Source organism: Pseudoalteromonas sp. S2893 (assembly GCF_005887105.1).
Classification (GTDB): domain Bacteria; phylum Pseudomonadota; class Gammaproteobacteria; order Enterobacterales; family Alteromonadaceae; genus Pseudoalteromonas; species Pseudoalteromonas atlantica.
In genome coordinates, this window is the sequence record NZ_PNCY01000008.1 from 208,966 (window position 1) to 233,932 (window position 24,967).

General features: G+C 40.7%; 23 protein-coding genes. 14 read left to right on the forward strand and 9 right to left on the reverse strand.

Annotated features, from left to right (window positions below):
* Positions 1 to 11 precede the first annotated feature (11 nt).
* Both CWC04_RS04540 and CWC04_RS04545 read left to right on the forward strand, forming a co-directional pair.
* Positions 12 to 263: a hypothetical protein gene (locus tag CWC04_RS04540; RefSeq protein ID WP_138684730.1), complete on the forward strand. Its 252-nt coding sequence runs from the start codon at positions 12 to 14 to the stop codon at positions 261 to 263.
* 43 nt (positions 264 to 306) lie between these two features.
* Complete coding sequence (locus tag CWC04_RS04545) at positions 307 to 762, forward strand: PH domain-containing protein (protein WP_171038557.1); 456 nt, start codon at positions 307 to 309, stop codon at positions 760 to 762.
* A 104-nt stretch (positions 763 to 866) separates the two neighbouring features.
* Here the strand turns inward: CWC04_RS04545 and ahpF are convergent, their stop codons facing one another.
* Positions 867 to 2,450 carry an alkyl hydroperoxide reductase subunit F gene (gene ahpF / locus CWC04_RS04550; protein ID WP_054981773.1) on the reverse strand — a complete coding sequence of 528 codons (1,584 nt, stop codon included), beginning with the start codon at positions 2,448 to 2,450 and terminating at the stop codon, positions 867 to 869.
* 156 nt (positions 2,451 to 2,606) lie between these two features.
* Positions 2,607 to 3,176: an alkyl hydroperoxide reductase subunit C gene (gene ahpC, locus CWC04_RS04555; RefSeq protein ID WP_126009177.1), complete on the reverse strand. Its 570-nt coding sequence runs from the start codon at positions 3,174 to 3,176 to the stop codon at positions 2,607 to 2,609.
* 254 nt (positions 3,177 to 3,430) lie between these two features.
* Between ahpC and CWC04_RS04560 the strand changes: the two genes are divergently transcribed.
* The 3 genes from CWC04_RS04560 to CWC04_RS04570 all read left to right on the forward strand — a co-directional run bounded on the left by CWC04_RS04560 (position 3,431) and on the right by CWC04_RS04570 (position 5,144).
* Positions 3,431 to 3,850 carry a DUF3429 domain-containing protein gene (locus CWC04_RS04560; protein ID WP_054981772.1) on the forward strand — a complete coding sequence of 140 codons (420 nt, stop codon included), beginning with the start codon at positions 3,431 to 3,433 and terminating at the stop codon, positions 3,848 to 3,850.
* A gap of 67 nt (positions 3,851 to 3,917) precedes the next feature.
* Complete coding sequence (locus CWC04_RS04565) at positions 3,918 to 4,316, forward strand: hypothetical protein (protein WP_138684732.1); 399 nt, start codon at positions 3,918 to 3,920, stop codon at positions 4,314 to 4,316.
* Positions 4,317 to 4,319: 3 nt separating this feature from the next.
* Entirely contained in the window at positions 4,320 to 5,144 is an 825-nt protein-coding gene (locus CWC04_RS04570) for a class I SAM-dependent methyltransferase (RefSeq protein ID WP_138684733.1), read from the forward strand.
* Here the strand turns inward: CWC04_RS04570 and CWC04_RS04575 are convergent.
* Positions 5,139 to 6,749 carry a GMC family oxidoreductase gene (locus CWC04_RS04575; protein WP_138684734.1) on the reverse strand — a complete coding sequence of 537 codons (1,611 nt, stop codon included), beginning with the start codon at positions 6,747 to 6,749 and terminating at the stop codon, positions 5,139 to 5,141. The two genes, CWC04_RS04570 and CWC04_RS04575, sit on opposite strands and share 6 nt — an antisense overlap.
* A 176-nt stretch (positions 6,750 to 6,925) precedes the next feature.
* On the opposite strand from CWC04_RS04575, the gene CWC04_RS04580 reads away from it, so the two are divergent.
* The 4 genes from CWC04_RS04580 (at position 6,926) to CWC04_RS04595 (ending at position 11,305) form a co-directional block, all read left to right on the forward strand.
* Entirely contained in the window at positions 6,926 to 7,933 is a 1,008-nt protein-coding gene (locus CWC04_RS04580; RefSeq protein ID WP_138684735.1) for an AraC family transcriptional regulator, read from the forward strand.
* Between the two features lie 31 nt (positions 7,934 to 7,964).
* Entirely contained in the window at positions 7,965 to 8,966 is a 1,002-nt protein-coding gene (locus tag CWC04_RS04585) for a Gfo/Idh/MocA family protein (protein ID WP_138684736.1), read from the forward strand.
* Between the two features lie 512 nt (positions 8,967 to 9,478).
* Positions 9,479 to 10,228, forward strand: a complete 750-nt coding sequence (locus tag CWC04_RS04590) for a FadR/GntR family transcriptional regulator (RefSeq protein ID WP_004587131.1) — start codon at positions 9,479 to 9,481, stop codon at positions 10,226 to 10,228.
* 219 nt (positions 10,229 to 10,447) lie between these two features.
* Positions 10,448 to 11,305, forward strand: a complete 858-nt coding sequence (locus CWC04_RS04595; RefSeq protein WP_054981767.1) for an EamA family transporter — start codon at positions 10,448 to 10,450, stop codon at positions 11,303 to 11,305.
* A gap of 75 nt (positions 11,306 to 11,380) precedes the next feature.
* On the opposite strand, the gene CWC04_RS04600 is transcribed toward CWC04_RS04595, so the two are convergent.
* The gene (locus CWC04_RS04600) at positions 11,381 to 12,559 is read right to left on the reverse strand and encodes an MFS transporter (RefSeq protein ID WP_024032731.1); all 1,179 of its coding nucleotides are present in this window, start codon (positions 12,557 to 12,559) and stop codon (positions 11,381 to 11,383) included.
* A 79-nt stretch (positions 12,560 to 12,638) separates the two neighbouring features.
* Positions 12,639 to 13,733 carry an NADH:flavin oxidoreductase/NADH oxidase gene (locus CWC04_RS04605; RefSeq protein ID WP_138684737.1) on the reverse strand — a complete coding sequence of 365 codons (1,095 nt, stop codon included), beginning with the start codon at positions 13,731 to 13,733 and terminating at the stop codon, positions 12,639 to 12,641.
* A gap of 415 nt (positions 13,734 to 14,148) precedes the next feature.
* Here CWC04_RS04605 and CWC04_RS04610 point away from each other — a divergent pair, with 415 nt between their 5' ends.
* Positions 14,149 to 16,563, forward strand: coding sequence for a TonB-dependent receptor (locus CWC04_RS04610; RefSeq protein ID WP_138684738.1), 2,415 nt, complete (start codon positions 14,149 to 14,151; stop codon positions 16,561 to 16,563).
* A gap of 85 nt (positions 16,564 to 16,648) precedes the next feature.
* The gene (locus CWC04_RS04615; protein WP_138684739.1) at positions 16,649 to 18,232 is read left to right on the forward strand and encodes a tetratricopeptide repeat-containing sulfotransferase family protein; all 1,584 of its coding nucleotides are present in this window, start codon (positions 16,649 to 16,651) and stop codon (positions 18,230 to 18,232) included.
* 833 nt (positions 18,233 to 19,065) lie between these two features.
* Here the strand turns inward: CWC04_RS04615 and CWC04_RS04625 are convergent.
* The 3 genes from CWC04_RS04625 to CWC04_RS04635 all read right to left on the reverse strand — a co-directional run bounded on the left by CWC04_RS04625 (position 19,066) and on the right by CWC04_RS04635 (position 20,316).
* On the reverse strand, positions 19,066 to 19,371 hold the full coding sequence (locus CWC04_RS04625) for a hypothetical protein (RefSeq protein WP_126009195.1): 306 nt from the start codon (positions 19,369 to 19,371) through the stop codon (positions 19,066 to 19,068).
* Positions 19,372 to 19,483: 112 nt separating this feature from the next.
* Complete coding sequence (locus CWC04_RS04630) at positions 19,484 to 19,783, reverse strand: hypothetical protein (protein WP_126009197.1); 300 nt, start codon at positions 19,781 to 19,783, stop codon at positions 19,484 to 19,486.
* 119 nt (positions 19,784 to 19,902) lie between these two features.
* Complete coding sequence (locus CWC04_RS04635; RefSeq protein ID WP_138684740.1) at positions 19,903 to 20,316, reverse strand: hypothetical protein; 414 nt, start codon at positions 20,314 to 20,316, stop codon at positions 19,903 to 19,905.
* Positions 20,317 to 20,717: 401 nt separating this feature from the next.
* Between CWC04_RS04635 and CWC04_RS04640 the strand changes: the two genes are divergently transcribed.
* Genes CWC04_RS04640 through CWC04_RS04650 form a run of 3 tightly spaced genes read left to right on the forward strand, consistent with a single transcriptional unit; the run spans position 20,718 to position 24,424 of the window.
* Complete coding sequence (locus CWC04_RS04640) at positions 20,718 to 22,571, forward strand: CIA30 family protein (RefSeq protein WP_138684741.1); 1,854 nt, start codon at positions 20,718 to 20,720, stop codon at positions 22,569 to 22,571.
* 27 nt (positions 22,572 to 22,598) lie between these two features.
* Complete coding sequence (locus CWC04_RS04645; RefSeq protein WP_138684742.1) at positions 22,599 to 23,639, forward strand: sensor histidine kinase; 1,041 nt, start codon at positions 22,599 to 22,601, stop codon at positions 23,637 to 23,639.
* Positions 23,636 to 24,424, forward strand: a complete 789-nt coding sequence (locus CWC04_RS04650; RefSeq protein ID WP_138684743.1) for a LytR/AlgR family response regulator transcription factor — start codon at positions 23,636 to 23,638, stop codon at positions 24,422 to 24,424. Before CWC04_RS04645 ends, CWC04_RS04650 begins: the two co-directional genes overlap by 4 nt.
* 16 nt (positions 24,425 to 24,440) lie before the next feature.
* Here CWC04_RS04650 and CWC04_RS04655 read toward each other — a convergent pair whose 3' ends face one another.
* Entirely contained in the window at positions 24,441 to 24,851 is a 411-nt protein-coding gene (locus CWC04_RS04655) for a hypothetical protein (protein WP_054981758.1), read from the reverse strand.
* Positions 24,852 to 24,967: the final 116 nt, after the last annotated feature.

Below are 24,967 nucleotides of genomic sequence, written 5' to 3' on the forward strand. Positions count from 1 at the left end.
AAGGATATAAAATGAAAAATATAATAAGAACATTACTATTTACTGTACTGCTGTTAGCCATATTTAAAGGCATTTCTACAGGGCAATGGGGTTCATCAATAACCGTTGTTATTGTATCAAGCGTATTGCTATTAGTTACGTTTATCAGTGGTAAGGCATCACAAGGCCGTTCAGCTTATACAAGCACTGACTCTTCAATTTATGCTAGTAATAACTCACACTCTAATAATGATTGCGGTGGGGATTCTGGTGGCTGTGATTAATAATTTAAAGCGGCCTATTAAAGCTTTGTAGAACGGAGGTATTTTGCCAACAATTAAAATTGCTAAATTCTGGCGTTCTATTGAAGCATTTGGAGAAATTTGTACGCGAATCCTTGGCCTAGGATTAGTCTATCTAATTTTCTCATTCATAGGGCAAGAATTAATAGGTGAGCAGTTCAAAAATGATGTTCTACTAAGCTTAGTCGTCTTACCTGCAATTTATGTCTTAAAAGATTCTCATAAAATTCTGGAAGCAGTTTTCATAAAAGTTATTGCTATAGATAACTCGATAACCGTATTTAGTGGAATACTAACAAGAAGAGAAGACAAGCTAGGCTTCAAAAGTGTCGAAAATGTTGAACAAGTAACAACATTTTTAGGCCGTATTTTTGGTTACTCTACAATCCACTTATATGCTTATGGAAGCTGGGTTAGGATACCTTTCATCAAAGATCCTAAAAGCCTTAGAGTTTGGCTTGAAGAACGAATACCTAACTAAGTTCTCAAAGTCGTTAAAAAAGCCGCCTTTGGAGAGGGCGGCTTGGGTTAACAAACAGCTTTTGGGTGTACCTATTGCTGTTACATCAAGAGAAGGTTTGCCTATTAAGCTGCATTTTGGTCTTGGTTGCTTTGCTCGCTATGGCGAATTAAGTAATCAAACGCCCCTAAGCTTGCTGTTGCACCACTACCCATTGCAATAATGATTTGCTTAAACGGCGTATTTGTCGCGTCACCCGCACCGTAAACGCCCGGTAATGAGGTTGCGCCTTTAGCGTCAATTTCTATCTCGCCAAACTTGCTTAGTGTAAGGTCGCTCTCTTTTAACCATTCGGTATTAGGGATCAAACCTATTTGTACAAAAATACCTGCAAGTGCTAATGACTTTTCCTCGCCTGTTACACGGTCAGTGTAATTAAGTCCGGTTACTTTTTTACCATCGCCTACTACTTCAGTGGTTTGCGCATTTTTAATAATAGTGATGTTGCTTAAGCTATTCGCTTTGCGAATAAGTACTTCGTCAGCGCGCAGCGTATCAGCAAACTCAAGCACGGTTACATGCTCTACAATGTTAGCTAAGTCGATAGCCGCCTCTATACCCGAGTTACCACCACCAATAACGGCAACAGGCTTACCCTTAAATAGCGGACCATCACAGTGTGGGCAGTAAGCTACGCCATGACCGCGATATTCTTGCTCACCAGGTACGTTCATTTCACGCCAGCGTGCACCGGTTGCTAAAACAAGCGATTTAGCTTTTAAAGTAGCCCCGTTTTCAAGGGTAATTTCATAACCATTACTACCGCGACCAAGCCCTGCTGCGCGTTGGTTATGCATTACATCTACATCGTATTCTTTAACATGCTCTTCAAGCTGAGCAACAAGCTTTGGACCTTCAGTGGCTTTAATCGAAATAAAGTTTTCGATAGCCAACGTATCGGCAACTTGGCCACCAAATCTATCGGCGACTATACCGGTGTTTAACCCTTTACGAGCAGAGTAAATAGCGGCTGAGGCACCCGCAGGTCCGCCACCGACTACTAACACATCAAACTCGTCTTTTTCGCTTAGTGCTGCAGCTTGCTTAGCAGCGCCTTTAGTGTCTACTTTATTTAAAATGTCGGTCAGGCTTAATGCACCTTGGCTAAACGGTTCGCCATTTAAGTACACAGCTGGTACTGCTAAAATATTGCGCTCTTCTACTTCGTCTTGAAACAGTGCGCCGTCAATCATTGTTGCTTTAATTTTGCTGTTTGTTGCTGCCATTGTATTTAGCGCCTGCACTACTTGCGGGCATGTTTGGCAACTTAAGCTTATGTATACTTCAAAATTAAGTTCTTGATTGAGTGATTCTATTTGTTCAATGTCTTCGCTTTTTGCTTTGCTTGCGTGTCCGCCAGTGTGTAAAAGCGCTAACACTAAACTTGTAAATTCGTGACCCATAGGTACGCCAGCAAACGTAATGTGGGTGTTTTTTTCGGGTGAATGCACAACCATAGATGGGCGACGTGCGCTCGAATCAGGGTTGCTCACTACCGTAAACTTGTCGCTTAATGATGCTAAGTCGTTTGCTAAGCTTTCTACTTCTGCTGATTTTTTGCTGTCATCCAAGGCAATAAGCAGCTCAACAGGTTGAGTAAGCGATTCAAAATGGCTTTTTAATTGATTTTTAATGTTGTTATCTAACATGGCTTAACCCTTTTTAGGAAAATTTAAACAGCAAGCCTCCCATGCCAACTAATGCATGTGCTAATGAGTCCGAGTTGAGATAGGAGGCACCAACAAACGAAATGATGTTGGTTTAAGGGCAGTTACCTGCCCTCATAAAAGTGGGTAAACCTGTATTTAGATTTTACCAACTAGGTCTAGTGAAGGAGCAAGTGTGTCTTCACCTGGCTGCCAAGATGCAGGGCAAACTTCACCGTCGTGAGTTGCAATGTATTGTGCAGCTTGTACTTTACGTACTAACTCTTTAGCGCTACGGCCAATACCTAGGTCATGCGTTTCAATTACTTTAATCTCGCCCTCTGGGTTCATTACAAAAGTACCGCGAAGTGCAAGGCCGTCATCTTCAATCATAACGCCGAAGTTGCGAGTAATACGGCCAGTTGGGTCGCCAATCATTGGGAATTTAATTTTACCAATAGTGTCTGACGTGTCATGCCATGCTTTATGCGTGAAGTGAGTATCAGTTGATACTGAGTAAACTTCTACACCCATTTCTTGTAGCTGCTCGTAGTAATCAGCAACATCGCCAAGCTCAGTAGGACATACAAACGTGAAATCTGCTGGGTAAAAGAAGAAGATTGACCACTTACCTAGTACGTCTTTTTCAGACACTTCTACAAAGTCACCATTGTGGTATGCAGTTGCGTTAAAAGGTTGAATTTTTGTGTTGATCAATGAAGTGCTCATAGTATTCCTCATTTATATTTAAAGTGTTTTAAAGTTACTCAACGCAGCCAAAATGTGTGGCCTTTCGCGTTGGCTTGATTAATACAATAAGCCCATTGATAAACTAAATAAAATTGATTGTTTAGATTAAAACAATCGATTTTTAAGATTGAACTATCCAGCTCTTCTATTCGTAAACGATTTATTACCTGTAAGTGCTAAGAATACTGCTACAATAGCCGCGCTAAAAAACACACAACATAAGGCATGCTGTAATGGAAAAATTTGTTAATCATATTCAACTTGGCTATTTGGGGTTACTACCCTTTTTGGGCTGTGTAGCGTGGCCGCTTATGTTTGGCAGTAATAGCGTTAACTTGGAGTTTTTTACTTTTTATAGCATTGCTATACTGGCATTTATGGCGGGCAATTTATGGCGTGCTGGGATGCAAAGCTACAGCGATGCAATTAAAGCGGTTGTGCCTGTTATACCCGTACCATTTTTATCGTTTATTCCGCTGGAGTGGGCGCTTGCCTGGTTAGGGGCTAGTTTTTGGTTAGTTCTTATCTTTGAAAAAGCCACACCACAATGGCAAACCTACCATCGCGATTATCAAAAAATGCGCTTTATTCTTACCTCAGTGGTATTTGTGTGTCACATACTCACCATTGGTATGAGCCTCTACCCAAAATAACCTTGTGCTGCTTAACCTACTAGGCGTAATAGTGTAACATCCGCGCACTGCTATTTAAGGACGCACCATGATTGATACATTACGCCAGCAGCTTAACGAGCTTGGCGAAAACTACGTAGAAAAAAACGCCGCTTTTAAAATTAAAGTTATTCCGTTTTTTTGCGCTATTAGTATTAAAAAAGATCACAAAAATGAAGGCCGGCTCAGCTTTTACTCAAACCAATTAATAGAAATACTGTTAGTGGTGTTATTTATGTTGTTTGGGCTTACGCTTTATAACCCAGAGGCGGGTTTTACACATGGCCCTATTCATATTGTGTTTGCTATTTTAATTACCTTTAATTTAATTTTAAAACAAATAGCCATTGAAGGGCTTAAAACACGCCTTGCGTTTCATCGTTTGCATGGTGCTAATAAAGCGCAAAATACTCAAAGTGCAGATCAAAACACTCACAAATCTAATTAAGTTATGTATTTAAATCCTAATTGGCGAATTCTCACCGTAGGCGATGGCGATCTATCGTTCTCTAATGCGGTGGTTAATCATATAAAACCGGCAAAGTTAGTCGCATCTACTTATGATAGCGCCGAAACCATAGAGAAAAAATACCAACACAATGCGCTAAGTAGTTTAAAAAAGTGTCATGTTGAGGTTATTAATTGCTTTGATGTAACTGCCCCTTTATGTTGGCAAAAATTAGCTGTGCACCAGCACAGCTTTGATGTGGTTATTTTTCAGTTTCCGCTTATTCCAGCCTTTGTAGGGCGCGAAGCATTTAAAAGCAACACTCAAAAAACCAGCATGAACGTGCTTAATCGCGCGTTACTACATCAATTTATTAAATACGCTAACAAATACGCACTCGACAAAAGCGGCCCTATGCTTTGCTACATAACCTCAAAAGATGTAAAACCCTATCGCGAGTGGAATATTGAAGGCAGCTTAAGTAATGGCCTTGAGGCTAAGTACGCGGGCCAAATGCCTTTTGATATTAACCAGTTTGATGGTTACAAAATAAGAAACGTAGACCGTGACAAACACGTAAAAGACACCAGTGGCATCACTTATGTGTTTACGCCTAAAGCAATCTTGGCGCAATCTGACGAACTAAGCGCTCACCTTACAAAGCCTGCGTATTTAGGTGAAAATCATTGCTCGCTTTGTCGGGTAGGCCCTTTTATTGCCACCGAAGATGAAAACAAACACCTTAACGCTAAAAAGCACCAACAAATGCTTAAACTAGAAGATGACTGGCAGGCGTGGCTTACTGACTTTTACAACCACACTTTATAACCCTGTTTTATAGCTCAATTTAATTAAATCAGCGGCCTTTTCAGCAATAGCAATAACAGGTGCGTTTGTGTTACCTGTTACTATGGTTGGCATAATTGAGGCGTCAATAACCCTTAAGCTGCGTATCCCGTGTACTTGTAGTTTGCTATTAACCACCGCCATATTGTCGGTGCCCATTTTACAGGTGCCCACAGGGTGATATTCGGTATCGGCAGTTTGGCGAATAAACTCAATAAGCTGGGAATCGTTATTTACATCAAGCGGGTAAACAAAGTTGCCACGAATTTTATCAAAGGCGGGGCTTTGCATAATACGCAGCGCTTTTTTAAGCCCTGCAAGCATAAGCGATAAATCACTTGGGTGGCTTAAATAATTAGGGTCGATAAGCGGCGCACTGCGTGGATTGCTATTGGCAAGCCTTATTGTCCCTCGGCTTTTGGGGCGCATAATACTACTGTGAATACTATAGCCATGGCCAAGGTGAACTTTGCGACTATGATCGTCCACCAACCCAATTACAAACTCAAGTTGAATATCCGGCGCAGGCGAATTATCCAACACATTAATAAACGCATGTGACTCAGCAAAATTACTGGTTAATATTCCGCTGCGTTTACTAAACCACTGCGCACACCCTTTAATAATACTTGCAGCGCCTTTTACACTTACCCCAAAGGTGCCTTTTGCAGTATTTGCTTTACACAAAGGCACCACGGTTAAGTGATCTTGTAAATTTGCCCCTACTCCTTCCAGTGCATGTTCCAGTGGTATGTTATGCGCTGCTAAATGCGCTTTAGGGCCAATTCCTGAAAGCATTAACACCTGCGGAGAGTTAATTGCACCGGCGCTTAAAAGCACCTCCTTTTTGGCCATTAATGTAATAATTTTACCGCCGCGCTCAAGCTCTACGCCGTGGGCAACCTTATTTTTGATTATGATTTTATTAACGTGGCTGTGGGTAAACACGCTAAGGTTAGGCCTATCTAAGTGCGGTGTTAAATACGCTTTTGCAGCACTGCAGCGCTCACCGTTATGTTGCGTAACCTGCGAAAGCCGTGCTCCATGTTGCTCAGCGCCATTTATATCGTCATTTAACTGTATCCCTTGCTCAACACACGCTTTTAAAAAGCAAGAGTTTACCGCACTTGGCTTAGTCAGCTCTTGCACATGCAATGGCCCTTTTGTGCCATGTAACGCGTTATTAAACGTTTTATTGTTTTCGGCTTTTATAAAATAGGGTAATAAACTGTTGTAGTCCCACCCAAGGTTGCCATTTTGTGCCCAGTTATCGTAATCGTATTTATTACCGCGTATATACACCATGGCATTAGTAGAGCTTGACCCACCAAGCACTTTACCCCGCGGCACAAAGCCACATCGGTTATTAAGCGCCTTTTGCGGTACCGTGTTGTAATGCCAACTATTTATACCGTATGGCACACTGGCCGCAATACCCGCAGGCATTTGTATTAAAGCGCTCTTATCGCTACCGCCCGACTCTATTAAGCACACACTTATATGCTGATCTTCTGATAAACGCGCTGCCAGCACACAACCTGCACTGCCTGCGCCAATAATAATATAATCAAACGTGTGGTTACTCATAGGTGCCTTTGCATCATCACTATTTAGTTCTTATTGGTAGCTGCTTCTGCTTTGTGCATCCATGCAGTTGTAAATAAGCAGTTTTATTGCAGCGTGCTATTCGCTCTATAGTGCATAGATTAAATCGTAAAAACTTGATATTTTTAGACACCCTCTTTAATTTACAGCGCCAGTTTATGAGCAGCCCAATACGTGCCACCTCTTTATATTCAATAGACTCGTTAATTAAAGAACTTGGCGCAGACCCAGCAAGCGTAATGGAAACCTGTAAGGTCACTGTCGACTTTAATAACCTTGAAAACCAATATTTACCCTATTTGAGCTATGCAAATTTATTAGAGTACTGCAGCCACACGCTTAACTGCCCAAGCTTTGGGCTTAAATTAGCAAATAAACAAAACTTTGATATTTTAGGCCACATAGCCATAGCCGCTAAAAGTGGGACTAATTTAGAAGAAGCGCTTAGCTGGGTGGTTAAATATTTACACTTACACAGCCCCGCATTGTGCTTAACAACGCACTCATTAGATAATGACGAGAGCTTATTTTTATCGTTTGAATTTAACCTAAAGCCCCTGCCACAAATAAACCAAGCCATAGAGCTCACGCTTGGCTTAGCCATGAGCATAATTAAAAAATTAAGTAATAATCAGTGCAAGCCTCGCACTGTGTTTTTACCGCAAAAGCTGGCAACTAATACACTCGCATACAAAACCTATTTTGGCTGTAAAGTAATAGAGCACCGCAACAGTGCGGGCATTGTAATAAACAAAGCCGACTTATCGATAAAGCTTAACCACAATAACCTTAATAAAACCGACGCGGCCTTTAATTTTTTAGCTAAACGCAACGAACACAGTCAGTCATTACCTGCCCAAGTAAGCGCACTCATAAGGCCAATGCTGCCTATTTATCAGTGTTCAAACCAAACTATTGCCGAGGCACTTAATATGCACCCGCGTACCTTGCACCGTGAATTGGCTAAACATAACACCAGCTTTGTAAAACTTAAAGACACCACACGTAGGGCGCTAGCGGCGCATTACTTGCTTCAGAAACAATACTCTATCAGCACTATTTCAATGCTTTTAGGCTATCACGAACAGGCAACCTTATGCGCAAGTGTTAAACGCTGGTTTGGGTATTCTCCACGCGCATACAGGGCAAAAAAAATGTTAAAGTAACGGCTCTTATTATTTAAGCTAAGGAGCAGGCATGAACTTTGTCATTGTCGGTACAAATTTTATTAGTGATACCCTATTAAGCGCAGCAAATACGTTACCTGCATTTAATTTATACGGTGTGTGCTCACGCAAACAATCAAGCGGCGAAGCCTTTTTATCTAATCACCCCAATACCGATGTAAAAATTTTCACCTCAATTGAGCTGGTATGCCAAGACCCCGATGTTGATGCGGTGTATATTGCAGCGCCAAATAGCCTACACAAGCAATATGCAGTAATGTGCCTTGAAGCAGGCAAACATGTACTAGGCGAAAAACCTTCAGCCGCTAATAGCCAAGAGCTAAATGCTATTTTAACTGCAGCTAACGCCAATAAACGCCTATACATGGAAGCAATGATGACCACGCATTTGCCAAACTTTGCGCGACTTAAAAATGCGCTGAGTAAAATAGGTAAACCCCGTAAGTTTATTGGCCAATACAGTCAGTACTCATCACGTTACGATAAATACAAAAACGGCGAACGCCCAAATACCTTTTTACCCGAATTTGCCAATGGCGCTTTGCTTGATTTAGGTGTGTATCCGCTTTACCTACTTATAGCACTTTGGGGCGCTCCACAGCACGTGAGTGCCAGTGGGGTACTATTAGATACAGGCGTAGATGGTGCAGGCGACGTATTATTAAATTACGATGATAAACAAGCCGTTATTAGCTACTCTAAAATTTCTCAAGGCGATAACATCACCGAAATACAAGGTGAGCGCGGACGCTTACGAATACATGCCGTGTCGCAGTTAAAACACATAGAGTTTGTTGCTAATAACGGGGAGGTTGAGGTTATTTCTGATAAATTTGATGAGCACTTTATGAAGTACGAAGTTGCACACTTTATGCAAACCATAAACGCGCAAAAGCGAGAGTCAGATGTTAATACACATCAGCTTGCCCGCGACGTAATGAACGTACTTGATTCCGCAAGAAAACAGCTTGGGGTAGTTTACCCTAATGATAAAAACGCAGCAGCGGACTAAAGTTGACCCCCATCCGTGGGCAATCAAGGCAAGAGCCTAGTTGTAATTATGTGCTTACTTATTTTTTATTAGGTACAGCTAAATTACACAGGCTCTTTATTTAAGCGTGTAGATTTTTAATGGTTTAATTTGCATAAATCGATTCACCATTCAACCAAGGCTGCGCCAGCTATTAGGCGCACTAGGTTACTCACCTAGCACCACCATTAACCCAAGCCTAGATTGCACACATTTCAATCCATTAAAATTAGCTTGCTCTAAGCACGCTTATATAAATGAGCAAAGTTAACTTAGCACACAAAAACATGACCAATCAAGCTAGCCAATTATTAAAATTTATACTAAATTGGTAACATAAATAGGTTAACACTTATTTATAATATTATATGACCGTTACATCACTTTAGAATTTTGACATAATAGTGAATTTTGGGGTAACCTCTGCTAATAACAGTAGGTTTAGGCTATTTGAGCCTATTAGCCGCTATTCCTTAAGGTAATAAAGGTAGAATATGGGAAACCGTCGCTTATTTTGGCGCATTGTTGATAAAGTTGAAGCTTTGATAAACCAAGGAGAGTTTTCTGCTGGGAGTCGTTTACCACCAGAGCGAGAACTTGCCGACATGTTTGACGTAAGCCGCCCAACAATTCGTGAAGCTATTATTGCATTAGAAGTACGAGGCCGCGTAGAGGTCAAAACCGGCTCAGGCGTTTATGTAATAGAACAACAAGAAACATCTGTAAAAACAAAAGAGATCAGCGCTTTTGAGCTAACACAAGCTCGCGCACTCATTGAAGGTGAAATAGCCGCACTTGCCGCTCAATCAATCACCGATGAAGAACTAGCTCAATTAAAGCAAACGCTAATAGCCATGGAAAAAGGCTTATATGTAGAACAAGCAGACCGCGAGTTTCACGAAATTATAGCGCGTGCTACACGTAACAAAGCCCTTGAGTATGCAGTGGCAAATTTATGGGATTTACGTTTAAACAATTCACAAATTGTGGCTGATTATGGCAGTGTGTGTAAAAACAATAACGATTGCGTAATGGATGAGCACACCGCTATTTATAATGCGCTGCAAACACACGACGCAAGCGCCGCACGTACCGCAATGCATAAACACTTTAACCGTTTAATTAATGCATTATTTGACGCGGTAGAAGCGCGTGCGCTTGAAGAAATCAAACGTAAAAATGATGAAAAACGTGGCCTTTATTCTTTAGATGGCCTAGTTAAAAGTGCTAGCAAAACACACTAAAACGACCTAAACGTTTATGAGCCAGCGATCTATTCGCTGGCTTTTTTATTTTAAGGCACTCAGCTTTTGCCTTTAGTTATGCATAATCAGCTACGCTAATTCATCGCACATATTAGTCACTCCCTCCCAAATTTAATGTGTATGCCTTACAAGCTATTACTTAGCCAATAAAAAACAGATACACTGCGCAAAACTAGACGATTGTTACCAAGGAAAATAATGCAATCATCCACTAAAGACTTTTTGCTCGCGTTTGTGTGCGTTATTTTAGCAATGATCACAATTCAATCTGGTGCCTCATTTGCTAAGCAGTTATTTCCGGTTGTTGGCCCCGAAGGCACTACTGCACTTAGGCTTGGCTTTTCTGCACTTATTTTGTGTTTAATATTTAAACCGTGGAAACACCTACCAGCTAAAGGTAATCGGTTATCAATTGTGGTATACGGTTTAAGCCTAGGCGGAATGAACATTTTATTTTATTACGCCATTGAACGTATCCCTTTAGGAATTGGTGTGGCGCTTGAATTTACCGGCCCATTAGCGGTGGCGTTATTTAGCTCACGCGCTAAGCGCGACTTATTTTGGGTGGCGTGTGCAATTGCGGGTATTTTACTGTTACTGCCCGATATGAGCAGCCAAGAAAGCCTAGACCCAATTGGCGTAATACTCGCGCTAGGTGCCGGTGCTTGCTGGGCAGCCTATATTTTATTTGGCAAAAAAACCGGCACGCAAAGCTCGGGCGGCGCAACGGTCGCACTGGGTATGACCGTAGCAGCCATTGTACTTGTACCTTATGGCGGCATATTACAAAGCAGTGCATTTACATGGAGTGTTATACCGCTGGGCATTGGCATTGCCATTTTATCAAGTGCACTGCCCTATACACTTGAAATGGTTGCACTGCGTAATATGCCCGCTCAAGGGTTTAGCATTATGCTAAGTTTAGAGCCTGCATTTGCCGCCCTTGCTGGGTTTATTATACTTGGCGAGTTATTAACCTTGTGGCAATGGTTGGCTATATTATTGGTGATTATAGCCTCGGTGGGTAGCTCATTTTCGAGTGTTAAAAAACAATAATCGCCTCTATAAAAAGGCCTGCACATAACTGCGCTGGCCTTTTAAAGAACAAAATTTTATGTAACTTGTATCGCGCTACTTTTTACTTGTCATTAAATAGCCGACTAGTGATATAACAGGCATACCCGCTGCCACTAACGCCACGCTTTCCCAGCCACCAGCTTCGTATAGTGGGCTTGCCATTAACGAGCCAAGCGCTCCGCCAACAAAAATACTGGTCATGTATATGGCATTTAAGCGAGCTCGGCTTTGCGGCTCTAATGAATATACCACCCGCTGACCCAGCACCATATTTGCCTGCACAGCAAAATCAATAAACATGCCCGTAAGCGCTAAAATAATAATACCGTGCGGAAGCTCAAATATACTGGGTAAAAAGCACGCAGCAGCAATCACTTTTGCAAGTAACGATAACTGATGCGTGTAACCTTTGTCGGCTAAACGCCCAACAATAGGGGCTGCAATAGCACCAGCTGCGCCTACTAAAGCAAATAAGGCGATTTGCGATTGCGATAAGCCATATTCTCTGGCTAATACAACCGGTACGCTGGTCCAAAATAAGCTAAAAGAGGCAAACATAAGCGCTTGATACAATGCCCGCTGACGCAGCACTGGCTGCTGTATTATTAGCTGCTTAAGCGATTTTAATAACTTAAAGTACGTTGTATTGTGTGCCGGTTGTCTGCTCGGTATTGCAAAATATATAACACTGGCTATAAATGCCATACAGCCTGCGGCAAAGTAAAATACGGCTCGCCAACCAAAATGATCGGCTATCAAGCTTGCAACTGGCCTGGCTAATAAAATACCCAGTAACAACCCCGCCATTATATTACCCAGTACTTGCCCGCGTTTTTCATCTGACGATAAATGCGCAGCAAGCGGTATTAATACTTGCACCGATACAGAGCTCGCCCCCACCAATAAGCATAATAGCAACATTACACTTGGGCTTTGCGCCAAGCCTGCGCCTATTAAACTTAAAAATGTTATGGCTAAGGTAATGAGCATTAAGCGTTTGTTTTCGACTAAATCAGCCAATGGCACTAAAAAAAACAGTCCCATTGCATAGCCAATTTGTGTAAGCGACACAATAAAACTGGCGCTGTGCGCACTTAAACCCACATCGGGCGCTAATAGCTCAATAATAGGTTGGGCATAATAAATATTTGCCACAATAAGGCCACAGCACAGAGCAATAATGCTCACTAAGGTATTACTTATTTGCACTGGCTGTGCACGTGATTGGTTCATAAATAACTCTAATTTATAAATAATAAAACCCACTGCATATAACTGCAGTGGGTAGCCATGGTAAATGTAAAAATGTAAGTTACTTAATAGGTGAAGGCTGCCCATGTGGGCTAGATCGCAAGTACTGCTTAGGCGCATTAACGGTTGCACCAAGCTGCGCTGCAGCATGCCAAGGCCAATGCGGGTTATACAAAATACCTCGCGCTAGTGCTACGCCATCGGCTTGCTGTTCGCTAATAATATCTTCGGCTTGTTGTGGCTCAGTGATTAAACCTACGGCTATTACCGGCATACTTACTACCTCTTTAATAGCGGTTGCAAATGGTACCTGAAAGTTAGGTTTAACCGGTATTTGTTGCTCTGGGCTTAGCCCTGCTGTACTTACGTGAATAAAATCGCAGCCAAGCTTATCTAATGCTTTAGCAAGCTCAATAGATTGTGCTAAATCCCAGCCACCTTCTACCCAATCAGTAGCAGAGATACGAATACCTACCGGTTTATGGCTTGCAAATTCAGCTCTTAGTGCTTTAAACACATCAAGCACAAGGCGCATACGGTTTTGCAAACTGCCCCCGTATTCATCATCACGCTTGTTTGAAAGTGGCGATAAAAACTGGTGTAACAAATAACCATGCGCACCATGTAGCTCAATTAAATCAAGCCCTAGCTCATCAGCGCGTTTTGCTGCACTTGCAAAATCGTTTATTAGCTGGGTTATATCCGATTTTGTCATAGCCTTTGGTTGGTAGGCGCTGTCATCGTAGGCAATGGCTGAAGGCGCAAGTGTTTGCCAGCCGTTTTCATCGCTAGGTGCAATTGCACCACCGCCATCCCACGGTTTTTCAGTAGATGCTTTTCGCCCTGCATGCGCAAGCTGAACGCCAATAGGCATAGGACTGTATTGCCTAAGCGCTTTTAAGCTTTTGCCCAGTGCTTGCTGGGTTTCGTTATTCCAAAGCCCTAAATCGGCGTAACTAATGCGCCCCTCAGGGCTTACCGCGGTGGCCTCTAAAATTAATAGCCCTGCACCACTTAAGCTCAATTGCCCTAAATGAATAGTGTGCCAATCACTGGCAGACCCCTGATTTGCTGAGTACTGGCACATAGGCGCAATAATAATGCGGTTGTCTAAAGTGAGTTCACCGAGCTTTAAAGGTGAGAATAATTGGCTCATAAATATTCCTTAAATACGCGTACTTTAGTACGAAATGCTATAGCTTACGGTATGAAGGGTTAATGGGGATCAAACTTCACTTTTATAGTGCTAAAACGTGAATAAATACCGTTGAGCAAAATATTCAACAGGGCCTTATAGGTTTTTTAACCGTATTAATACATTTAGGTAATTAACTAATATGAATGGCTATTTACATTTGCTCAACGAGTAAAATATGCTACCTTGTACCTTAATTAGCCAATTACTTGGATGTTATACATATTTATATAATTTTTTGTTGTGTAACTAGCTATATTTATTCCAAAAAAGTGAATTAAAATTCAATTTTAATATTCCCACCACTTTAACTCCCTGATAAACTGGTTAACTTATATTAACTGGTGTTAAATTTTGAATCTGGGGATCACTTTTTATGTTTAAACCAAGCTTGCTAACCTTGGCTATTTCGAGCGCTGTATCTGGCGCATTTTTATTTTCTAACTCGGCTGTGGCACAACAAGAAACCACCGCTAAAAACAAATCACTCGAAGTAATCGAAGTTACAGCAACAAGACGCAGCGGATCGGTACAAAATGCACCGCTAAACATTACCGCACTTGATGCCGATGTAATGAAAGATCAAAACATTGGCGAATTAGCCGATGTAGCGCGTTGGGTACCTGGTTTAACAATTACCGATCAAGGTGGTCGCTCAGGCTCACCGATTATAGTTCGTGGTTTAAACACTAACTCGTCGGGTCCATCATCAGATGGCGGCACCGTAGCCACATACGTTAACGAAATTCCAGTGTCAGTTGATATGCGTTTAGTTGACATAGAGCGTGTAGAAGTACTTATTGGGCCACAAGGTACCCTTTATGGTGCTGGTACTTTAGGCGGCGCAATTCGTTACATGCTTAAAGAGCCAGAGCTTGATTTTACGACGGTAGAAATATTTGGTGATATGTTTCAAACCCAAGAAAGTGACTCGTTAGGCGGCGAAGGCGGCTTTATAGTAAACCTGCCACTTATTGAAGATGAACTTGCAGTACGTGCAAGCTTGAACGTATACGAAGACCCAGGCTTTATTGATTATGCTTACACAGTGCGTGAGCCAGGTGTATCGCTACCGGACCCTGATTGGAGTAACGCCGACGAAGTAAACAACAATATTAAAAATGTTGAAGATGCTAACGGCGAAACAACTACCACAGGCCGTATTTCTGTACGTTGGAAACCAAGCGAAACATTTGAAGGGACACTTAATTACTTTTACCAAAATCAAGACAGCGAAGGCCGTTCAATTGTTCATTACAACAGCCTAAACGATGATAACGGTTTAAGCGATATTGTAGGTAAATACGAGTCGGCTTATCGTTATGAAGAGCCGCGCGAAAAAGAAGATCAACTACTAAGCCTAGAGCTAAAAGCCGACCTAGGTTTTGCAGAGCTTGTATCGGCAACCGGTATTTCAAGCTTTGATGCCGACGGCCAACGTGACCAAACCGATTTACTTATCCGCCTAGATTACGGTTATGAAGAGTTCCCTGCGTTTTCATCATACACACGTGAAATTGACGAAGAAGATACCTTCACGCAAGAGCTTCGTTTAGTATCGCAAAGCGACAGCGACCTAAATTGGATTGTAGGCGCGTTTTACAACAAAATAGAAACAGACGCCTCAAGTAAAGAATTTACCCCAGGCTTTGGTGATTTTGCCGTAGAAAACTTTGGCGCATCGCAATCTCGTCCAGATCAACTTGAGTACTTCTCGGTAGATCGTACCGAAATAACAGAATCAGCTTTATTTGGCGAAATAGGCTACCAAGTAACAGAAAAACTAGACGTAACTTTAGGTATGCGTTTATACCAATACGACGTTGAATCTGAGTCAGCTGTCGACTTCCCGCTATTTAATACCCTATTTGATGGCGCAGCACCTGATGCGATTTCATTAAATTTTGAAAAAAATGAAGCAGACGACAACGGCAGCCTATTTAAATTTAACGCTAAATACCAGTTCACTCCATCAGTAATGGGTTATGCAACGGTAAGTGAAGGCTTTAGAATTGGTGGCTCAAATGGTTTAGCACCGTGTCCTGATCCATTACCAGCTAACCAAGCAGGTTGTGGTAGCCCAGAAGAAATGCTTTACGATGCCGATACCACAACAAACTACGAGCTAGGCCTTAAAAGCACCTGGTTTAGAAGCCAATTACACTTTAACGCCGCTTTATTTAATGTAGATTGGGAAGATGCGCAAATTGCAGGCGCAACAGATGTAGGCCAATTACCGTACTTATCTAATGCAGGCTCTGCCAACGCAAAAGGTATTGAGCTATCTACCCGTGCTATTTTATCTGACTCATTTACCGTGTACGCAACATACGCATACACTAAAGCAGAGCTAACCTCAGACGCCCCATTTTTATTTAATGCCGATGGCACCGATGGCGCAGAAGACGGCGACCGTTTACCGGGCTCGCCAGAGCACCAGTTCTCTATGGGTGTAAACTATCAAACAGATGTATTTAGCGATAAAACCCTTGATATTAACTACGGTTTAACCGCCCAAAGCGATGTAATCACAAGAGTAGGCCTGCACGACAACGGTGAAACCCTGCCAGGTTACAGCTTAAGTAATATTTCTGCTAAGTTAACAGCCGATGAGTGGTCAACAACTCTTTATGTTGATAATCTATTCGACAAATATGCATTTACATCAGTACGTCGCTCAGATGCAGACATAACATCAGCAAATGGCGCCGACATACAACGTAACTACGGCCACTATATTAATCGCCCACTAACAGTAGGCGTTAAATTTAACTACAAATTTGAAATATAATTTATAGTCACTTTTAAACAATGTTATAAGGCTCAAATTTATTTGAGCCTTTTTTCTTTATTAACACATAAATAAAACAAACATCATGCAGCCAAACTTAAAGCAACTTCATCAAAGCGCCATTGAGTATTTAAACCAAGGTAATATACAACGTGCCCATAAAGCCCTCGTTGAATTAGTGACTCAAAAAAGCGACTTTGCCGATGGCTACTTTTTACTGGCCATGGTTAATTTACGCGTAGGGCAAATTCACAAAGCCATAAAGCTAATAGAAAAGGCCCTTAGCCTTGGTAAAAGCATTGAATACACCGCGCAGCTTGCAAAGTGTTACGCATTAACAGGTGAGCTTACCAAAGCCAAAAACACCGCTTTAGCGATACCCGTTGAGCAAATACAAAAGAGTCTTGATGCCGACACCCTAGGTGTTGCACTTACGCAAGCAGGCCTACACAAAGAGGCACTAAACTACTTTAACTGCGCTATTGAACTGGCTAACCATGCAAATAAACCGCAACCTCAGTTTTATTATAATTTAGGGGTAAGCGCTAAATTTTTAGGCCAATTTGAACAAGCCAAAAATGCCTTTGAAAGCGCCATTGCGCTAAACCCACTTCACCATGCAAGCCATTTCGCATTAAGCGACTTAACCAAAGCCACGCTGCAAAATAACCATATTGAACGCTTAAAAAACGTCTTTGAGCAAGTAACACACCCCGATGCAAAATTACACATTGGCCACGCACTTGCAAAAGAGTACCAAGACATAGGCAAGTTTGATGATGCGTTTAACAGCCTAGAGCAAGGAAAAGTCACTAAACGCGCTATGCAGCCTTTTGATCATAAAAGCTCAACTGAGTTATTTGAACACATTAAACATTTAAGTGAGCAGCATAAACACGCGCTAACACACGGCAACCCAACGCAAGAGCCTATTTTTGTATTAGGTATGCCCCGCTCTGGCACCACATTGGTTGAGCGTATTTTATCGAGCCACAGCGACGTACAATCAGCCGGTGAATTACAAGACTTTGGCCTAAGCGTTAAAAAATTAAGCCAAACTCAAACATCGCATGTACTCGATACTCAAACACTCACTAAAGCGTATGAGCTTAATTTTGATCAGCTTGGGACAACGTATTTAAACGCCACCCGCGTAACCACCGGCAGCCATAAGCACTTTATAGATAAACTCCCGTTTAACTTTTTTTATATCGACTTAATAACCAAAGCCCTGCCAAACGCGAAAATTATTTGCATGCTACGCGACCCAATGGACACCTGCATTGGTAACTATCGCCAGTTATTTACCATTAATAACCCCTACTACGCGTACTCGCTCGATTTACTCGACACAGCCAAATTTTATAGCCGCTTTTATAAACTCATGCAGCACTTTAGCGCCCTGCATAGCAATATAAAATTAGTAAAATACGAAGAACTAGTCGCCCAGCCCGAGCAGCAAATAAAAGAGCTAGTTAGCTTTTGTAATTTAGAGTGGCAAGCACAGTGTATAGACTTTCACTTAAACACCGCGCCGGTATCTACTGCAAGTAAAGTGCAGGTACGCCAACCACTTAACAATAAAGCAATCGGCCGTTGGAAGGCATTTAAACCCCACACTAATACAGCTGTGGAGTACCTTTTAAGCCAAGGTATTAGTGTTGAATGAGCGTTTTATTTTGGGTAGTAGGTGAATCCAAATAAGCGACTTGTGTAAGTGTAGGTCGGATAAGCGAAGTGCCATCCGACACAGTAAAATACCTTGCCAATTATTATCACATTTTATGTTGTCGAGTGGCTTAAGAGTGAAATGAGCGGACGGTCGTAACCTTAGTCACTTGTTGTTATATTTACTTACTATCAGAGTCTTGGTTATTATTAGGTAAATCATTACATACAGCACAATTAATATTTTTGCGATAATTGTAAGAACGTCTAATAGCAAAAATAGTTACCGACACCAATGCCCACGATATACCAAATCCAATAGAGTATTCTAGACTTCTGCCTTTTAAGTATTGAACACTAGTTAGCAGAACAAAAATAATTGGTAGAGCTATTGCGTATTGGACAATCCACTTTTTTATTGGCATAAATATTCCATTAACGCTCTAAACTTGAAGTAAAAAAACGCACCAGGTAATGCATGGCTATAATGTTGAGCTGAGCCATGCTTTAGCAGCACAGTCCCACTTGATTAGCTTTTTACGCTTATTTACACGAGGCTTTTCTAGGTGCTGATGCTTTATGTAATGGAGCCGTTTTTGAGTTTCTGTATTTAGTATTCCAGTTATTAACTTCTCTGATATTAGCAACGATAGCAGCAGCTCCGCAGTCTTTTGTTGCTTGATACATCGTTAGTATTACTACAAGCAGTTAAAAAGCACATTGAAATTAAAACAGATATTTTTTCATTTTATATTCCTTTACTCATTAAAATTTAAATATAGTAGATTATTAACTATGAGCCTAACGCACTATTAACAGTTTATTAAGCGTACACTACTGCAGATATACTAGGTTTAATTGTAGCAATACCGCCGCCCCCATTAAGTACATATTAAATAATCTAAATTTTTTAAACTGTCTTATTTTTCCATCGACTACAGTTGAAAAAAAACCTGTTTTAAGTGATTCACTTAAATTTGCATTTGTAACAGACCATTGAGAGCTACCTAAAGAGTTATGGGATAATTTTTTCCATTCTTCTGGGTAGGTATAAGATAAATATTTACACAGATCTTTGAATTTTTTTATTTGAACAAAAATAAGTATAGATATAAAAATTAAAGGGATAGAACTTACCATGTAACTAACCTCCTTTGCGCATAACGCCTTTTTAAACGGAAGATAATGGTTGGCTACAATCGCGAAGCGATAGCCAGCAGTTATTTTTCAATTTAAGCAATTTGTTTGCTGATTATTTGTTAAGTAAACTTATCCATTCACTTGGGTTCGACACGATAAATTGATATGTACTACCGTCTTGCAACGAAATTTCTATGGCATCCGATGTTAAAGGAATAATACCTGCTCCTTTGCCCAAACATTTGTCTACTTTTGAAATTGACTTTCGCTCAATTTTGTATGACCCAAGTCCGGCGCCGTTGTGGAACGATTCAAAGTTGACTTCGCTTTCAGTTACCCAGAGCTTACCATCCCCTTTAGCCACGCCATTCTGAATGGTTGCTATAGTCGACTTAACAGTGTCTTCTTGCATATTTCGAACTCCTTTAGAAAATATTTAATTGTTGAGTTGTTCTTATTATTTGCGCCAATCAGCTAACGCCCCACTAAAACGGGTGAGGAGCAGCGTCCTACTTTAGTGCCTTGTTAGGTTTACTTTAGACGAGTTAAATCCCCATTTTTAAGATGATAAAATTGTTCCTCTTCACCACTAGGACAGCAGCGAGGATCATCAGGCATTTTTTGCTTAATGTTAACCCGAATAATTCCTGCTTTAACTTGAACATTTTGAACAATACCAAAAAGCTTCATAGTTGAAACTTCACTATTATCAGCACTAAAAACTGATAAATAATCTTGCCAATATGTTGCTCCAAGCATAGACCACTGAATAATAGTTATCTCTTTGCTATAACCATCAATAACTCCTTTAATTTTATTCTTTACCACGTAACCTTCTCTAACTTCCAAGTAAGATTTAATGGTATTTTCAATCTGATTATTGACTACTTCGTTGCTCAGTGAAGAAAAAGACACGATTAGTGAGATTAAAAATAAATACTTCATGTAAACCTAACAACTTTATCAGAGGACACTTTCCTTATTTTAGCGCCAAAACGTCCTTATTTTATGTACTTATATTAATAGCAAATAGCGTAAGCTATTGCCAACTATAAATATTATGCTTTATGTAGCTTATATAAACATGTAAATAAGAGGAGAGTTTCCTCCTATTATTACTAAACTAATGTCGACTCAACTGAGTTACTGCTTCTCGCTCATCGCGGCCCTTTAAAAACTTAATTTAGTTAGCCTGAGTACCCCACCACAACGCTTATTTACTTTTATGTCGGTTCAACCTCTAATAATGTCGATTCAGATAAACATTAATGAAGCAGGTTAAAAAGCTCGCTAAATTTCTTATCAACAAAACGCCAAATACCTATTTATTGATAAGGAATATAGTCATGAACATTATTACAAAAACAGTTATAGCTCTGAGTTTAGCAAGCCACTTTAGTGCGTATGCCATTGACCTGCGGGTCGACAACATTCGTTTATACCAAAGTAGTTCGCAAAGCTTTTCTGTGCCGAGTTCGCTGTATATTGACGAGGGTAAAATAGTAAGTATTACTAAAGCGACTGACCCACTACAAAACGCAGATAAAACAATTAACGCCAACAACCAATATGCAATACCTGGTTTAATTGATTTACATGTACATTTGGGTTCATCGGGTAGTAACTTTACTGAGTTTCAGTATTTGCCGGTTAAATCGCACTTTAATTCTAATTTGTATTTAGGCGTAACTAATATTGTTGATTTGTTTTCGTTTGAGCAAACCCTAAACGAAGCCGCGCAATTAAAAGAAGCCCAACTAACCCCTAACCTTTTTTATGCGGGTACTTTGTTTACTAACCCTGGCGGACACGGCACGCAGTTTGGCGGCCACGCATACGAAATTGCAAAAGATGAAGACATAGCAGCACTATGGCAAAAACATATAAGCACTAAGCCACATGTAACTAAAGCGGTTATTGAAACCTTTGGCGGTGTGGGTAAATCATTAACTGATAGCCAATTAAGCGAGCTAGGTAAACGATCTGCAGCGGCTAATTTACCGTATTTTGTGCATGTTTCTACACTAGATGATGCTAAACGCGCTATTAAAGCCGGTGCAACGGCTTTAGCCCACGGTATTAATAGCGAAGGGATTGACGATGAATTTATTACGCTAATGAAACAGCATAAAGTAACCTACATTCCTACCCTTGCGGTGTATCATAACCATAGCGATGAAAAGCATAACCATACTATTAGCTCACAAAGCGAGTTACTAAAAACCATCCCAGAAAAGCTACAAGGGTGTTTGTTTGATAACGTGCCTGCACCTTCAAAATGGAAAGAGTACGCGTGGGAGGAGCGAAAAACCGCTTATGCAAATATACAAAAGCTACATAAAGCTAATATTACTATAGGCACAGGCTCTGATGCCGGAAACCCTTACACGCTGCACGGTACTGGGTTACATAACGAGCTAGATGCGCTTAAAAAAGCAGGCTTAACAAATGGTGAAATAATTAATGCAGCCACAGTTAACGGCGCAAAAGCGATTAATAAAGCCGAGAGCATTGGCAAGCTGGCTAATGGCTTTGAGGCAAGCTTTGTACTGCTTAAGCAAAACCCACTTGATGATATAAACCATATTCATACTATCTCAGAGGTTTATAAAGCAGGAGTACAAGTAGACCGCCCAGCCTTAATTGCGCAAAACAAGGCTATAACACCACAAGGCCCCACTTGTAATGAAGAAGTTAAAAGCCGCCAAGCGCAGAATATTATTGATGATTTTACCGGTGATACACCATGGCAAACCTTGAGCGACTCGGTAATGGGTGGTCAGTCTGTGGCAACACTTACCACAAATAAAAACAGCTTAACTATTGATACAACCATTACACAGCCAACCAGCTTTGGCGCGTGGGCAGGCGCTGAAATAAAATTTACATCGCCGGCTGATGCCTCATCATTTAAAGGTATTCGACTAACGTATAAAGGTTCAAGCACGCCTTTTGCTTTGTCTGTTTATCATAGTGATGTAAAAGATTGGGATCACTTTAGTGTACTTTTAAAGCCGCGCGATGAGTGGACAACACTTGATATTCCTTTCACTACATTTAAACAATTTGGCTTTGGTAGCCCCGTAACGTGGTCGGCCAAAGAATTAACTGGAGTAAACTTAATGTGGCGTAAAATGCCAGACGCAAGCAATGAACCATTAAAAAATACACTACAAATCAAAGAGCTAACTTACTTTTAAAAGAGTAGCAGTCAAAACACAAACTCTTTGGGTTTTGACTGTTTTTTGTTATGGTTTAATCAATTACAAAAAGAAGCACATATTATGCTCAAACATCCTTTTTATAAATACAGCTTTTTTATTTTACTTGTTGTAGATATTGCTTATGCCCTTGGGCTCATAATTGCTAACTCTGCGCCCTTTACTGCGGGTAGTGCACTCGCTGCTACCGTGTGGTTTGTTACTTTTTACTGGGTTCCTGTTTGGAGTGCGGCAGCGGTTATTTTTTACCTGCGCAATAAACACATTAACAAAATAGCGTTTGAATGGTTAATAGCAGTTGTATTTATGGCACTTGGTAATGTAGTTACCGATATAGTACTCACACAGCTTTTTGATGGGCACAAATCGATGGGGGTGTTTGTTGTTTTTAACGGCTTACTTTGGGGCTCGTGTATTTACTTTACCAGTATTTTTATTGAAAACAAAAAACGCGCAACAGCCGAAAAACACGCGCTTAAACAAGCGCAACTTGCTACATTGCGCTACCAACTAAACCCACATTTTATGTTTAATAGCTTAAATACAATTTCGGCTTATATTCATACAAACCCTGATTTAGCCGATGAAGTACTGCATGAACTGGCTGATATTTTAAGGTATTCCCTCGACACCGCAGAGCAACAACAAATACCTTTACAGCAAGAGCTTACAATAATAGAAAAGTACCTAAATATTGAAAAAGCCCGCTTTGGCGATAAACTCAAAGTTAATTACCACATTCCCAATACGCTTAAAAACATATCGCTGCCCCCGCTACTTATTCAACCAATTATTGAAAACGCCATTAAACATAACGCCAAACAAACGTCGTTAATACTTAATATAACGCTTAGTGAGCTACCTAACGGCGTTAAAATACAAATTAGCGATAACGGTAAGGGTTTTTCGAGCGAGGTAATAAAACACGGCCATGGCAGTGGTGTAGGAATGAAAAACATACTAAAACGCGTTAAACAACTTGGTAAAAGTAAGGTACTACTGAGCAATAATAATGGTGCAGTGGTTACGTTGGAGCTAACACTATGAGCAGCAAAAACCAGCCAAATACAGTAACTAAAATGCGCGTATTATTTGCCGATGACGAGCTTCCCGCTCGCGAAAAATTAAGCCATCAATTGAGTTTAATGGAGCATGTTGAAGTAGTGGGTATGGCCACAAATGGCAAAGAGGCCATTACCTTAATAAATGAGCTGACTCCTGATGTGGTATTACTTGATATCCAAATGCCTGAAATCAATGGCTTAGAGCTTATTGATTTACTTAACTACCAGCCCATTATTATTTATACAACCGCGTATGACCAATTTGCAATTGAAGCTTTTGAGCAGGCCTCAACTGACTACTTACTCAAACCTTTTCCTATTGCTAGGCTAAAAAAAGCTCTCGCTAAAGCGCAGCAGCAACTAGAGCAACAACGTGCCCATACGCTAGTCAATCATGAACCCAACGAGCAAACCTTTACATTAACCAAAAACACCATAAATAAGCTCATTAGTAAAAACGGTGAGCGGATATTTTTACTCTCCCCAAGTGACATTAAATTTATTAAATCGGAGCAAGGCAATAGTTTGGCGTGGAATGGCGATACATTTCATCATTTAAGCGATACGCTCGATCAGCTTGAACTTGCTTTAGCAGAACATAATTTTGTACGAATTCATCGAAGTTATTTGGTTAACGTTGACCACATTAAAGAAATACAGCGTTGGTTTAACGGCAAGCTAATGGTGATTGTAAATGATAATATTAAATCTGAGCTAAGCACCAGCAGAGCCGGTGCCGATAAACTAAAGCAATTGCTACATATTTAACTTATCTAAAAACATGTTACTGATCATTACTGGTATACACACTTAAAATAGGAAACGTATGCTCAGTAAACGATACCGTTACCGACTGTGTTTGATTGCCTTTAAAGCCTAATTTAAATTCACTTGGTGTTAGCCTGCTGCCATCTGCAAACAGCGCTAATACGTGTTCTTGATTAAGCTCTCGCTTACCAGAGGCTAAATTAGTAAGGGTAATAACCGCCCAACGCTCTCCTATTTCGTTGCTCATAAGTACATAGTTTGCAATAGAAAAGTCAGACTTTTTAGGCGTTATATTATTATCGTTTGGAAACGACAAGTGCATGCTATTTGGTATGGCTCGGTCAACGTTTAGTACATTATTTTGCGCTGCACACACATTGGCGCAAAGTACTAATAAAAATAAAAAGCTAACTACAATTTTTGCCACAATTAAACGTCCTTTTAAATTTCGACTTTGCTTGATTGATTGATTGAAATTTATACTCGCAGTTTTTACCTATTATGTAAACACTCTATTAAACGCTCAGTAAACTAACTAAGCGC

Coding starts and splice junctions, on each gene's coding strand:
- CWC04_RS04540 (WP_138684730.1), top strand. CDS start 12: ATGAAAAATATAATAAGAACATTACTATTTACTGTACTGCTGTTAGCC.
- ahpF (WP_054981773.1), bottom strand. CDS start 2,450: ATGTTAGATAACAACATTAAAAATCAATTAAAAAGCCATTTTGAATCG.
- ahpC (WP_126009177.1), bottom strand. CDS start 3,176: ATGAGCACTTCATTGATCAACACAAAAATTCAACCTTTTAACGCAACT.
- CWC04_RS04560 (WP_054981772.1), top strand. CDS start 3,431: ATGGAAAAATTTGTTAATCATATTCAACTTGGCTATTTGGGGTTACTA.
- CWC04_RS04565 (WP_138684732.1), top strand. CDS start 3,918: ATGATTGATACATTACGCCAGCAGCTTAACGAGCTTGGCGAAAACTAC.
- CWC04_RS04570 (WP_138684733.1), top strand. CDS start 4,320: ATGTATTTAAATCCTAATTGGCGAATTCTCACCGTAGGCGATGGCGAT.
- CWC04_RS04575 (WP_138684734.1), bottom strand. CDS start 6,749: ATGAGTAACCACACGTTTGATTATATTATTATTGGCGCAGGCAGTGCA.
- CWC04_RS04580 (WP_138684735.1), top strand. CDS start 6,926: ATGAGCAGCCCAATACGTGCCACCTCTTTATATTCAATAGACTCGTTA.
- CWC04_RS04585 (WP_138684736.1), top strand. CDS start 7,965: ATGAACTTTGTCATTGTCGGTACAAATTTTATTAGTGATACCCTATTA.
- CWC04_RS04590 (WP_004587131.1), top strand. CDS start 9,479: ATGGGAAACCGTCGCTTATTTTGGCGCATTGTTGATAAAGTTGAAGCT.
- CWC04_RS04595 (WP_054981767.1), top strand. CDS start 10,448: ATGCAATCATCCACTAAAGACTTTTTGCTCGCGTTTGTGTGCGTTATT.
- CWC04_RS04600 (WP_024032731.1), bottom strand. CDS start 12,559: ATGAACCAATCACGTGCACAGCCAGTGCAAATAAGTAATACCTTAGTG.
- CWC04_RS04605 (WP_138684737.1), bottom strand. CDS start 13,733: ATGAGCCAATTATTCTCACCTTTAAAGCTCGGTGAACTCACTTTAGAC.
- CWC04_RS04610 (WP_138684738.1), top strand. CDS start 14,149: ATGTTTAAACCAAGCTTGCTAACCTTGGCTATTTCGAGCGCTGTATCT.
- CWC04_RS04615 (WP_138684739.1), top strand. CDS start 16,649: ATGCAGCCAAACTTAAAGCAACTTCATCAAAGCGCCATTGAGTATTTA.
- CWC04_RS04625 (WP_126009195.1), bottom strand. CDS start 19,371: ATGGTAAGTTCTATCCCTTTAATTTTTATATCTATACTTATTTTTGTT.
- CWC04_RS04630 (WP_126009197.1), bottom strand. CDS start 19,783: ATGCAAGAAGACACTGTTAAGTCGACTATAGCAACCATTCAGAATGGC.
- CWC04_RS04635 (WP_138684740.1), bottom strand. CDS start 20,316: ATGAAGTATTTATTTTTAATCTCACTAATCGTGTCTTTTTCTTCACTG.
- CWC04_RS04640 (WP_138684741.1), top strand. CDS start 20,718: ATGAACATTATTACAAAAACAGTTATAGCTCTGAGTTTAGCAAGCCAC.
- CWC04_RS04650 (WP_138684743.1), top strand. CDS start 23,636: ATGAGCAGCAAAAACCAGCCAAATACAGTAACTAAAATGCGCGTATTA.